8 protein-coding genes are annotated in these 12,838 nt (G+C 71.7%); 1 reads left to right on the forward strand and 7 read right to left on the reverse strand.

Annotation, left to right across the window (positions count from 1 at the left end; all coding sequences use genetic code 11):
• Positions 1-53 precede the first annotated feature (53 nt).
• A complete protein-coding gene (locus EV386_RS11655) occupies positions 54-2,999 on the reverse strand; it encodes a right-handed parallel beta-helix repeat-containing protein (protein ID WP_130415160.1) in 2,946 nt (981 codons plus the stop codon).
• A gap of 865 nt (positions 3,000-3,864) precedes the next feature.
• Between EV386_RS11655 and EV386_RS11660 the strand changes: the two genes are divergently transcribed.
• A complete protein-coding gene (locus EV386_RS11660; RefSeq protein ID WP_130415162.1) occupies positions 3,865-5,157 on the forward strand; it encodes an aspartate aminotransferase type Ic in 1,293 nt (430 codons plus the stop codon).
• A gap of 42 nt (positions 5,158-5,199) precedes the next feature.
• Here the strand turns inward: EV386_RS11660 and EV386_RS11665 are convergent, their stop codons facing one another.
• From EV386_RS11665 to EV386_RS11690, 6 genes are all read right to left on the reverse strand, one after another.
• The gene (locus tag EV386_RS11665; protein WP_130415164.1) at positions 5,200-6,300 is read right to left on the reverse strand and encodes a hypothetical protein; all 1,101 of its coding nucleotides are present in this window, start codon (positions 6,298-6,300) and stop codon (positions 5,200-5,202) included.
• Entirely contained in the window at positions 6,300-7,133 is an 834-nt protein-coding gene (locus EV386_RS11670) for a signal peptidase I (RefSeq protein WP_165399914.1), read from the reverse strand. Before EV386_RS11670 ends, EV386_RS11665 begins: the two co-directional genes overlap by 1 nt.
• 259 nt (positions 7,134-7,392) lie before the next feature.
• Positions 7,393-8,310, reverse strand: a complete 918-nt coding sequence (locus EV386_RS11675) for a hypothetical protein (protein ID WP_130415168.1) — start codon at positions 8,308-8,310, stop codon at positions 7,393-7,395.
• Positions 8,311-8,381: 71 nt separating this feature from the next.
• Positions 8,382-9,161, reverse strand: a complete 780-nt coding sequence (locus EV386_RS11680; RefSeq protein WP_130415170.1) for a hypothetical protein — start codon at positions 9,159-9,161, stop codon at positions 8,382-8,384.
• Complete coding sequence (locus EV386_RS11685) at positions 9,158-9,799, reverse strand: hypothetical protein (RefSeq protein ID WP_130415172.1); 642 nt, start codon at positions 9,797-9,799, stop codon at positions 9,158-9,160. Before EV386_RS11685 ends, EV386_RS11680 begins: the two co-directional genes overlap by 4 nt.
• The gene (locus tag EV386_RS11690; protein ID WP_130415174.1) at positions 9,796-12,675 is read right to left on the reverse strand and encodes a hypothetical protein; all 2,880 of its coding nucleotides are present in this window, start codon (positions 12,673-12,675) and stop codon (positions 9,796-9,798) included. The genes EV386_RS11685 and EV386_RS11690 overlap by 4 nt, the downstream gene beginning before the upstream one ends.
• Positions 12,676-12,838 lie beyond the last annotated feature (163 nt).

Here is a 12,838-nt window from a genome sequence, read left to right on the forward strand (position 1 = left end):
CTCTCCGACGTCGGCTGGCGGGCGTCCGGTGCCGCGCCCTGTGACCAGACATGTCACGGCTCCGGCTCGGTGGCGCGCAGGTAATACGGCCCGTGCGCGAGGTACGCCGTCTGGTCGATTCCGAGCGAGTCGACGGCGCCGATGTCGCCCAACACGGTGTCGGTGACAACAACGTTCCGTAGTTCGCTGGCCCAGTCGTCACGCGAGACGTTGCGGACCTCGAACACGAACCAGAGGCGGGTGTCCTCGACGAGCCTGGCGCCGACGCCGACCGGCTCACCCGACGCCATGACTTCCTCGGCGGTCAACGTGCCCCCTTCCCAGGGGACGTTCGTGTATGCGTGCTTGACGATCTCGATCGAGGGGTCGGTCGCGAACAGCAGGACGGTGACCGAAGGCGCGACGAGGCCTGAGTAGTTGGGGTCGTCCGAGGCCACGGCGTGCGAGATCACCGACGGTGTGCCGGCTGCGATGTGCCCCTCAGCCGCTGTGACCGCGATTGCGACGCCGGTGCTCCCCAGCCCGAACGACGCATCGGTGAGTGCCGTCGTGAGCCAGGCAGAGCCCACCTCGTCGAGCGACGTCGTGACCGCAATCTCCGCTGCGGGCTGCGGCGCGTCGTCCCGCAGCCCGAAGGTGTACTCCCGACTCGGCCCGCCGGTGACGAGGCTGAGCTGGCCGGGCGCGGTGAGGGGGTTGATGTACGTGAGGGAGGCGTCGGGGCCGGATGCCGTCGCCGTGACCGCTGCCGTGGCGTTCGGCACCCCCGTCGCCGAGACGACGCGACCAGGAGGCAGTGTGAGCACGATGCGCGTCGTGTTGTTGGCTCGGACGACGATCTCGTACACGGAGCACTCATCCTCACTGGCGCCGACGTCGGAGCAGGTCACGTCTGTGACGTGTGCCGACGATCCGGGGCTGGCGTCATGCTCTGTCACCACGAAGTCCGCGGCCACGACACTGCTCGCCTTGAGCGGACGCGAGGCAGTCAGGGTGAACACCCGGTCGCGCACCGTCGACGTCGCCTCCTGGCCCTCGCGAGGACCGAGCGTCAGCCCGGAGCTGCAGTTGCCCGTGACGCTCATGACCTGCGAGTACTGCGACGATTCCGTGGGCGGGGGATCCTGACTCCCCGCGGACTGGATTGAGCCCTGAGTCTGGACGCGCACATGTCCACTGACGCTCCCCGTCGCAGGGTTGACGACGGTTCCGCTCGACGTGCCATCAGGCAGCGTCACCGTGCCGACGGGGAGCGAGAACTGGACCTTCATCCCGGAGCCCGGCGATGAGAGGCCAGTGACCGATCCGAGGTACACCTCTGCGGTCTTCTCCTGCGTCCAGTAGAGATCGAGCGTCACGGGCTCGGTGGCCTGGTTGCCGGCGCCAGTGTGTTTCGCCACGGTCATGGTCGCGAGACACGTCGCGACACCCTCCTTGACGAACGGGCTTGCCGCCACAGGTGTCCCCTCCACCGGGACCGAGTCGATCACCTGAGCCGAACTGGGGTACCACGTCCGGATCGCCCTGTTGGCCGAAGTGTCGTAGTTGCTGAACATCACGGATGACGAGGCGGTCTCCTCTGACGCGGTACTCGCCTGGGACACGGACCGGGGCCCGAAAGTGTTCCTCCGAAAAGTTGCCATTCCAGTCTTGTACAGGCGAACCACTCCATGCGTGCTCCCGTACCCGTCGAAGTGATTGTCCTCGATGGTGAGTCCCGACTTCTTTGTCGAACCGGTTGCCTCTTTGCCTCTCGCATAGATCGCCACGTCGCCAGAACCGTCCGACGACGCACCGAAACGGTTGCGAGCGATCGTCGTCGCGCCGGTCAGTAAAACCGATTCCGGCAAAAGGATAAATGCGTCCGACTCACCCGCTCCGGCAACATTGTTTTCCGCAAACTCGCCACCAACAATAGAGAGGTTCTCGACCTCGGAGATCGAGGTGAACCTGAATGCGTAGACTGCGCGCAAATTGCGGACCGTCATCCCCGAGAAAGTGAGATTCTTGATCGCGACCTTGTTTGTCTCGCCAAGCGAGTTCACAAGCCGAGCCTGGCAACCCATCCCGTCATTTTCAACGCAGACGCCTGAAGAATTTCCACTGACCTCGATGCCTTCAATAGTGATATTCGACATGATCGCGGATCCCCGAAACGCGTCGAATACAAAGATCCCAGAGGTCGAAGAATCGTAGAATCCGCGAATATTGTAGTTCTTGACCTTCACCTTGTCGACGCCCTCACGGAAGACGACGAATCGCTCCGGGCCATAACCCTTGTCCGTGTTCACCTTGCCCTTCCGCGCAGCACTCCCTCCGACGGGCGCATACCAGCCGTCGATCGTGACGTTCTTGACCGTGACGCCATAATCATCTATGCCGACGACAAACGAGGACCCCGAGGAGAGCACTTGGTCAGCGTTGTAGATATTGACGTCGCTCGCACCGATGTAGATCGCCACGAACTCGCCATCATCCGACGCCGATCCGTCGACGAGCAGCCGGTGGCCAAGGTCTATGGTCACCGATTGCGAAATGACAAAGTAGGCACCTGTGTCTTGTGAAGAGTACTTGTCCGAGGAGTTCATCCGAACGCCCTGGGTTTTGTTCGGATCGTCGCCAGTCATCCGCGTTCCCACGGGAATATCGTCGGAGACACTGATCCGCGCACTCGGGGCCACGCTGGTGGTTCGCGTATTTGTTGTCTCAATCGCCTTGAACAGCGTGCATGTCTTCGCCCGGTCCAGACAGTCGGCTCCTGGTGGGCTTCCCCACGCGGTCGAGTTCACAATCAGGTGCATGTCGGGCTCCGGCTCCGGCACTGGCGCGACTTCCTCGGTGAGCTCGGTGGCCGCGGTGCCCGCCGCAACCGGCACCCCGACAACCCCCGTGGCCGCGACCAACCCGACGACCACCAGGCCGACCGCCCACCGCCCCGAGCGTCGGCGACGGCGCGCCGCTCTCCTCGAACGGACCTGTACTTCCGAGCGCGCGTCCATGCCCGCGGAACCTCCCAGACGGTTCACCGGCGACCTGCCGACCTGGGCAACGTAGGTCGCGCGATCTCGCGGGAGCCGGCCGCTCCGCACGCTCGCCGCCCCCTTGGGCGCCGAGCGGCGCAAGGCGCAGCACCGCCATCGCCGGTCGTGGGCGCCCGAGACGCACCGCTAGGTACCGGGTGGCGCCTGCCGGCACAAGCGACGCACCAACTGGTTCCGGCGCCCCACCCACGGCCCTCGGCCCCACCCCGTGAGCACGTGAGAGGGACCCTGACAGTCCGGTGATCACGCCCCATCACCGGACCGTCAGGGTCCCGCTTCTTCGCCCCCAGGGGGACGTCGATCTCCGGGGCGCCTCGCGCGTCGTTGGGCGGGGCGCCCCGGGAGCTTGCGACCGACGGCGCAGATGCCGGCGGCGGAAGGTGCCGGCGGCGGGGGCCTGGAGGTGCCGCCCGCCGCCGACGTGCCGACCACGCTGGCCCCCGAGGAGCCAAAGCGGCCGGCAGAACGCCAGCGACAACAGCGCGAACGCCGTCGTCGCCGACGCGCCGGTGGGCCATCGCCTGCCTACCGACGTCCGTCGCGACGCGGCCCGCCCGATCAGATCATGCGGAGAGTGGACCAACGGGCCGCGCCGTAGATGAAACGTAGGCGCGCGGGCGCGGCCCCAACGGCCCGCCCGTAGCGTTCGCGCGGTTCTCGCGCGCCCAACCGGCCCACGTCCAGCACCGCCGCCGTCCAGCCTGCGGTCCCCCGGCCCACCGCTAGGTACCGTCGGTGGCCCCCGCGTGACGCCCGCGACAGCGCGCCCAGAACGGGCGACCAAGCCGCCCGCGCGCACGCGCGGAACGCTAGCCTGGCTGCCGTGAGCACACCCGCGCCGTCGTCCTCCTCCTCGTCCGACCTCGCCGCCTCGCTGCCCGACCTGCCCGCCCTGCGCGAGCAGTACGCCGCCCTCCAGGCACTGGGTCTCGCCCTCGACCTGACGCGCGGCAAGCCGTCGGCCGAGCAGCTCGACCTGGCCGAGCCGATGCTCGCGCTGCCGGGCGAGGGCGCGCACACGGACGCCAGCGGCGTCGATGTGCGCAATTACGGCGGGCTGGACGGGCTGACCGGGCTGCGCCAGATCTTCGGCGAACTGCTGGACGTGCCTGTCGCGCAACTGCTCGCGCTCGGCAACGCCTCGCTCACGCTCATGCACGACGCCATCGCGTACGCCCACCTGTGGGGTGTTCCGGGCTCACCGCGCCCCTGGGGCCGCGAGGAGACCGTCAAGTTCATCTGCCCGGTCCCAGGCTATGACCGCCACTTCTCGGTCTGTGAGGCGTTCGGCGTCGAGATGGTCACCGTGCCCATGACGCCCGACGGGCCCGACGCCGAGGCCGTCGCCGCGCTCGTCGCCGACGACCCGGCCGTCAAGGGCCTGTGGGTCGTGCCGACGTACGCCAACCCCGACGGCGCGGTCGTGTCCGAGGCCGTGGCCCGCCGTCTGGTGTCGATGCCGACGGCGGCGCCCGACTTCCGCATCTTCTGGGACAACGCGTACGCGCTGCACCACCTGACGGCCAACGAGACCAAGACGGCCAACGTCATCGACCTGGCCGCGCAGGCAGGCAACCCGGACCGCCCGCTCATGTTCGCCTCGACCTCCAAGGTCTCCTTCGCCGGGGCGGGCGTCGCGTTCCTCGCGGGCTCCCCCGCGAACATCGCCTGGTACAAGCGGCACCTGGCCGTCCAGTCGATCGGCCCCGACAAGATCAACCAGTTGCGTCACCTGCTGTTCTTCGGCTCGGCCGAGGGCGTGCGCGCGCACATGCGCAAGCACCGCGAGATCCTCGCCCCCAAGTTCGCCGCGGTCGACCGTGTGCTGACCGAGCGGCTCGGCGACACCGGCGTCGCGACCTGGACGCAGCCGCAGGGCGGCTACTTCATCTCGCTCGACGTCGTGCCGGGCACCGCCGCGCGTGTCGTCGAGCTCGCCAAGGGCGCGGGCATCGCGCTGACCCCCGCGGGCGCCACGTTCCCCTACGGCCGCGACCCGCGCGACGCCAACATCCGCCTCGCGCCGTCGATGCCGCCGCTCGCGGAGGTCGAGCAGGCCATGGACGCCGTCGCGACGTGCGTGCTGCTCGCCGCCGCGGAGGCCCAGGCCGCCTGACGCCCAGCCCGCAGCGCGCTCAGCCTGACGACGACGCCGCGCTCAGTCCGACGACGCCGCTCCGCCCACCCCGCCGAGCAGCCGCCCGTAGCGGGTCGCGCAGTCGCGGCACAGCGCCACCGGGCGCGGCGCGCCCGCGCCTGACGCCGTCAGCAGACGTGTCGTCTCGGTGTCGGCGCGGCGGGAGCACAGGTCGCACAGCGCTCGTCGGCGGGCGATGCGCAGCCAGATCGAGAGCGTGAGGAGGGCGAGCCCGAGCAGCCCGACCGTCAGCCCGGAGGCCCCCGTACGGGGCAGCCATGAGAACGGCGTCACGTCGTCGCTCGCGCCCTCGATCGTGACGACGACGTCGAACTCCAGGCGTTGCAGCCTCGCCACGTCCTGTTCGGTGGACTCGAACGGCATGGTGAACCCGACCGTCACAGGCACGGTCGCATCGCGCGCGACACGCACCGCGGCCACCTCGGTCTCGGCGCGGCGCAGCAGCGTGTCCATGACCTCGCCGCCCGCAACCTGCCCGACGTCCCACATCAGCCGCACGTTCCGCTCCAGCGCCGCGCCGTCGTCGCGCGGACCGACCGCGGCGCGCGGCACGACGTCGACGCGCATCACGCCGTCGGCGGGTCCGGCGTTGCGCACGGTGAGCGTGCGCGTGACGAGGTCGCCGGGCACGGCGACGCGGTCGCCGACAAAGGTTGCGCGCGTGGCGATGGGGCGCGCGTTCCCCCGCCAGTCGAGCCCGACGGCGGGGCCGGCCCACGCCGCCTCGATCACGTCCGCGGTGGCGGCCTGAGCGTCGGCGCCCGGCCGGGAGCCTGCACGCTGGCCTCCACCCGCGCGGGCGCCAGGCGCCGCGGGACCCGCCGGGCCCCGTCGGGCCTCGACCGTCCCCGTCACGCCCGGCTCCGTCGCCGTTGGCCCCGTCACCGCGACCCCCGCCGGCCCGGAACCCGCGGCCGACGCCGCCCCCAGGCGGTCCGCCACCTGCGGGGACCCCGGAGACGCGACGGCCCACGCCCCGACGCCGACGAGCACGGCCGCCAGCGCGGCGAGGACAACCTCGACCCGCCACCCACGACGCTGCTCGCGGACCGGTGCGGCGCCGTCAGCCCACGCGGCGCCCGGTGGGTTGTTCGCGGCCATCATGGCGCGTCCTCGGCCGGAGCGGTCCCGGTCGTGGTCGCGGGCCGCGGGCCAGGCGACTCCTCGAAGCGCGGTGCGTGCTCCCACCCCAGGTCACGCTCGCGCAGCGCGAGCTCCCGCTCGCGCACAGCAACCTCGCGCTCACGCACCGCCAACTCGCGCACCCGCAGTTCGACCTCCTCGCACGGGACCGACGCCAGCGCCGCGGCGCCCACGGGCGCGGTGTCTCCTGCCAAGCCGCCGCCATCCGCCAACCCAACGGCGCCCGCCAACCCAACGGCGTCCACCGGCCCGGCGTCGCCCGGCTCACGCGCCGACCCCGAGGCCGCGGCGGGCACCGTCAGCACCCGACGCACCGGCCGCCGCGTCGTCGTCGCCGCCAGACAGGCGGCCAGCACCACGCCCGCCGCAACCCACGCGACGTGCTCGCCCACCCACTGCCGAGCCCAGCCGAGCCCCGGCACGGCGAACCAGGCCACGCCGCGCACCTGCGCGGGCGACACCGGCTCATCCACCGCGGAGTTCGCGTCACCCTGCGTCACGAGCCGGCAGTCGGTGCCGTCGTCGAACGTACCGACGCTCTTGCCCACCACGCGATGCGTGACCAACTCGGGGTCGCCGGGACGCGGCAGGTACGTCAGCACCTGCCCCACGCGCACCTGTGCGCACACGTCGGCCGGGTCGACGTCGCGCACGACGACGGCGTCGCCCGCCGAGAGCACCGGCTCCATCGAGCCGGACAGCACGGTCAGCGTCGTGCCGCCCACCACCCGTGGCAGCACGACGACGGCGAGCGCCAGCACGATGACGACCACGCCCACCGCGGCGGCCACCGCACGAGCGGCAACACGCCCCGGCGAGTCGTACCAGGGCCCTCCCGGCCCGAACGCGGCGCGCGTCCGACCGCGCGCGGTCGCGTCACGCCGGGCCCAGGCCCGCGATCGAGCACGCACAGGGACTCCTTCACGTCAGTCTTTGGGCCGCTGGCGCCACCGGCGCGCGGGCCTGCGGGCGGTGACCCTGCACCCAGCGCGCCGAAGGCAGCCGCCCGAGACGGCAGCGACGGCGCCACCAGCGCCGCCGCTGCCTCCGTCAGGGCTGCGCAGGTTGCCCGGGCTTCGCGACGAACTGGCCGACGCCGCCGGTGCGCACCTGCTCCAGCACGAGCGTGGCCTTCTCGAACCCGTCGACGGCGCCGACGCGGTCCTGTTCGTTCGCGTCGAACGCGGCCATGACCAGCACCGTGAACTTCTCGGCGGTCTTGTTCGACGGCATTGGGTAGACGGGGGTCTTCGCGGCCGTGTCCGCGTCGTCCTTCCCGTGGTTCTGCCCGTCGACGGTGGCCGAGAGCGTCAGCAGCGGCGCGCTTGCGCTCTCGGGCAACGGCGCGGGGTTGTCGAGCAGCGGCTCGCCGGCGCGGTAGACCTGGTAGGTGTACGTGAACTCCGGGTCCGTCGACGCCGTCACTGGATCCTCGCCGGTCTGGGGCGGCGCCTCACCGGGTTCGGTCGGCGTGCCGGTCACGGCCGAGCGGTCGAGCGAGAGCGTCGCCACCAGGTTGTCGCCCTCGAGCGTGACGTCGGCCGTCATCGCGATCCCCACGACGTCCTCGGGCACCATCCGCCAGGTCGTCGCGTTCGCGATCGCGTGCGCGCACACCCCGGACTTCCCGGCGGCGACGGGATCCTCCCCACCCGAGGGCGCGACCGACCCCGCACCGGACCCCGCACCGGCGGCGGCGCACGTGCCCGCCCCCGTGCCGGGGATGACGTCGGTGGCGTCGGCGCGGTCGGCGGACATGTCCCAGAACGTCGTGTCGCCGACCTTCGCGATGTCGAGGTTGCCTGTGGTGATCTTCCCGCCGGCGAACTCTTCGCCGTCCTTCCACAGCGCGTACGTCGACCCGCCGGCCGCGAGCAGGGCGACCGCGGCGCCCGCAGCGACCCACGTCAGGCCACGTCGGCGCCTGCGCTCCTCGGTCACGACGACGATGGGTGTCGTGGAGTTCATCTGACTCTTCCTTTCGTCGGTCACCCGAGATGGGGACTGGTGATGGCCCGGCCTCAACCCGGGCGGAACGCTTACGGGCCGGGTGGCTCGGAGGCGTCGTTGAGGCTCGTCACGCGCGGCGTGACCGAGATCGTCAGTGCAGGCTCCGAGCTGGTGTCGGGGGTGATGGCGGCGTTCCACTGCGCGCGCGCCCGGACCGTCGAGCCGTCCTGCGCCCGCGCCTCGACGCGCGCGGTGTTGGCGTGCTCACCGTCGAGCGAGCCGGGCGGGCCGGGCGGGGTCGCCGTCACGCACCAGCGTCGCTCGACGGCGCCGCTCTCTGGGGCGGCGCCGGGGGCGTGCAGCACGACGGCGCTCAACTCGGGCTGCTCGGCCGGCGGCGCGGAGCAGTCGCCGCCCGGCCCCGCGACCTGCGCAGGGAAGACGCGCAGCGTCGTCCGAGCGAGCAGCGTGCCGTCCTCGACGGCGGAGGGCTCGACGGCGTAGGTCAGGCCGGCGCTGCCATCCGCACGGCCGCTGACGGTGAAGGTCCAGGTGACCCGCTCGTCGACGACCCCGGCGATGGTCGCGCCGGGGATGGTCAGCACGATCGGGTCCGCCGTCGTCGACGACTGCTCGGTCTGCGTCTGCGCGAGCACACCGCCGACACCCGTGACCAGGAACGACGACGCCGTCGTGCTCGCATACTGCCGCTCATCACCCGAGGCATGAGCGGCGAACCACACCCCGCCGACCCACAGCGGGGTTGCGACGACGTCGTCGGCGTCTCGCCACAGCGCCGAGGCGATCAGGGGGGCGCCAACGAGCGCGACGCTCGCGGCGGCCAGCGCCGCGCGGCGCAGCCGACTCATCGCACGCCCCCCGCCGCCGTGAACCCGTGCCCGGCGCGGACCTGGTGCAACGTCACGTCCACGCCCTGCACCGCCCAGGGTGTGCGCACCGTGCCCCCGGGGCTCCACGAGAGGTCGCCGCGCACGCGCGCCTCGATCACGACCCGCCACTGCCCCGTGACGCCGCTGTCGGAGCCGACCAGGCCCGGGACGGCGAGCTTCGTGCCCAGCGCCGCCCCGCCCGACGCCGGGGCGACCCTCCCCCCGGACGCGTCCTCGACGTGGAACGTGACGTCGACGGCGGCGCCGGCCTCCGGCCTCGCGCTGACTGCGAGCGCCCCGGCGAGGTTGTCGCCGCGCAGGTACGTGGTGACGGGTTGCGTGATCGTGTAGACGTCACCTGGCATCGCCACGAACTGCGCGCCCTCCGCGCTCGGGGCCGCGATCGGCTGTGGCGGCCCGCCGGGCACGACCCGGCGCCACTGCGGCTCGCCCAGGGTGGTCACGCGTAGGTCGCCGGTGTGGACGGTTGCGCCGGCGTAGCCGGCGTGCGAGCGCCACAGGGCGTGCGCGGCGGCGCCGAGGAGCGCGAGCACGACCGCGATCGCGAGGGCGCGACGGGCGCGGCGCGTGTGCGGACCGCGCGCGACGCGGGTCACTGGACGCTCCCGGTCTGCGCGGCGAGGAGATGCCGCTTCGAGGCGAACTGGGCCTGGTGCCCGGCGGCGAGGGTCTCGACCTCTCCGACGTCGCCGAGCACGTCGTCGGTGACCGTCACGTCGCGCAGGGTGGTCTTCAGCGCGCCGGTGGAGGTGTTGGTGACCGTGAAGACGAACCACACGGGCGTGCCGACCGGCATCCTGCCGCCGGTGGGGACCTCGGTGCCCGTCGCCACGATCTGCGGCGGTGACGAGGGGTCGCCGACGTCCCGGTACGCCTGCTTGGTGATCGTGATGCGCGGGTCGACGGCGTACAGCAGCACGCTGGCCGAGGCGACCACGAGACCGTCGTAGTGCGGGTCCGGCGACCCCACAATGTGGGCGACGCCCACCGCGGTCCCGTCGACGGCGTCGCCGGCGGGGGCGGTCACGGTGACCGCGACGCTGGTCTGCCCGCTCGCGATGACCGGCGCGGCCGGCGCCGCCGCGACCTGGTGGGCTGCGGCGACGTCGTCGGGCGAGGCGGTGAACGTCAGGTCGTGCTGCGGGGTCGGGGCGCCGTCGCGCAGGCCGAGCGTGTACTGCGCGCCGCCCTCGCCGCCTGTGACCAGGACGACCGGATCGGGGGTGAGCGTCAGCGGGTTGACGTACGTCAGCGTGCTGTCGGTCGCCGCGGTCGAGCCCGTCGTCGCGGCCGCCCGGTTGGCGAACCCCCCGGGCGCGGCGACCTTCCCGGGCGGCAACGTGAGCGTGACCGTCGTGGAGTTGTTCGCGCGGACGACGACGTCGAACTGCGTGCCGCCCGAGTCCGCCACCGGGGTCACGGACACGACCCGGGCGCTCGACCCCGTGCTCGCCGCGGTCTCGGTCACCGTGAAGTCGTCGGTGCTGACCGTGGCTGGGTCGAGCGGGAGCGTCGACGTCACCCGGAAGACCAGGTCGCGCTCCATGGTCGACTCGCGGTTCGGGTCCGCCTGGGCGAGCGACACCACGGGGGCGCAGTCACCCGTGAGCGCGACGACGCGCGAGTACTGCGAGGACTGATGGCGCACCACCCCGTCCGCGTCGGCCAAGCCCACCTGCGTCTGGACCCGCAGGCCGCCGCGCACCGCTCCGGTCGCGGCGTCGACAGGACCGTTCACCACCGTCCCGTCGGGCAGCGTCACCGGGCCGACCGGCAATGTGACCTCGACCGTCGCCGTGCCGTCCTGGCCACGCACCCCGGCGACCGAGCCGAGGTAGAGCTCGGCGGTCCGCTCACGTGTCCAATACAGGTCGAGCGTCACCGGGTCGCCGGGCACACCCTCGCCCTGAGTGGGCTTGACGAGTGTCGCCGTCGCCGCGCAGGTGGGCGCCGGCGGATCCGTCGCGGGCTGCGGCGTCGCCGGTGGCCGGGCGGCCTGGAGCGAGCCGGGGTGGACTGGTCCGGCCGCCGCGGCCTCGGGGTACCACGTCTGCACCTTCTGGTTCGCCGTGTTGTCGTAGTTGGTGAACATCACCGTGGTGTTCGCGGTCTCCTCATCGACCGTCGCGGTTCTGGATTTGGTTCCGGGCCCGAAGGTGTTGCGCTCGACGGTCGCGGTCCCTGTCTGGTAGAGCCGGATGGCGCCCTCGACACCCAGGTATCCATCGAAGTGGTTGTCTCGGATCGAGATTCCGGACCAAGCGGCGCCCAGCGCGTCCCCCGGGCCGTTGGCGTAGATCGCCACGTCCGTGTTGCCCGCCGCCGCCGTGAAGACATTGCCGGCAATGGTCGTCGTCCCGGTGAGCTTCTTGTCGTACGGGAGCAGGATGAACGCGTCGCCGATCCCGGCACCCGATGGATCGTTGGTGACGAACCGGTTGTCGCTGATCGTCAGGTCATGGACCGACGCGCCGCCCATCTTGAACGCGGAGGTGGAGGCGCCCGTGAGGTTCTCGATGACCATGTTCTGGAACGTCAGCCGCTCGACCTTCGCCCCATCCTTGAGGTTGGTGATCCGGGTCTGACAGCCCGCGCCCACCTTCGCATCGCACGCTGCCCCCGTCGACCCGCCGTACCGGACGACGATGTCCTCAATCAGGATCCGCTGGCTCGGGCGGGCGTCTGCCGCCGCCTTTGCGAAGTAGAACAAGCCGCCGTAAGCGACGCTCGCGTAGTAGCCCTTGACGTCATACCCGCGGACGGTGACGTCTTGCGCTCCCGGAAGGAATGCCACGAACCGTTCGGCGTTGAAGTTCTCGGTCGCCGCCACCGTGCCGCGGGGCCCCCCGGGGGAGAACGAGCCGTCGATGACGACGTCGTTCGCCTTGCCCCCGAGGAGGAACGACGATCCGGTCGCGAGCACATCGTCGGCGTTGTAGACCCGAATACCGGGACCGTTCAGAAAGAACGCTGCGCCCTCGTGGGCGTCGCAGCCCGACCCACACCCCGGCGGCGCGGCGCCGTTCACGACGAGGCGGTGGCCCAGGTCGATCGTCACAGGTCCGGACACGTGGAAGTACGCCCCATACCGGTCGAGGTCTGTGCGTGTGCCCTCCACGAGCATCCGCGGGCTCGCCGCGTCGGTGGTGTTGATCAACCCGCCGCCCTGCATCCGAGTCCCGAAGGGGATGGAGTCCGCGACCGTGATCGTGATGGCGGGACGCGGGGCGTTCTGCGCCTGCTCGTTGAGCGCGTTCGCCTCTTCGATCGCCGCACGGAGCGTGCACACGGGCTTCTGGTCCGCAGACTCTGCGGTCGCGCAGACGCCGTCGCCCGGGTTCGCGTCCGGGCCACCCCACTCGATCGAGTTGACGACGAGTCCGTAGGTCGGCGCAGACGCCGCCATCGGCGCGGGTGGCTCCTCCTGCGCGAACGCCGGCCCGATCCCCAGGGCCACCGCCGCTGCGGTCACACCCGTCAGCGCGCGTGACCACCTGCTCCATGGCGCGCCGAACCGCCGCGCGCCTCCCCTGGCGCGCCGAAGCGCACGTCTCTGTGCCCCCACGGACAGACCCCCTGCCGGCCACGCGAGTGGTGGCCCTGCATGGAGGAGGACGAGGCGGGGGCGCGGCCTA

This window comes from Xylanimonas ulmi, from assembly GCF_004216535.1.
Lineage (GTDB): Bacteria > Actinomycetota > Actinomycetes > Actinomycetales > Cellulomonadaceae > Xylanimonas > Xylanimonas ulmi.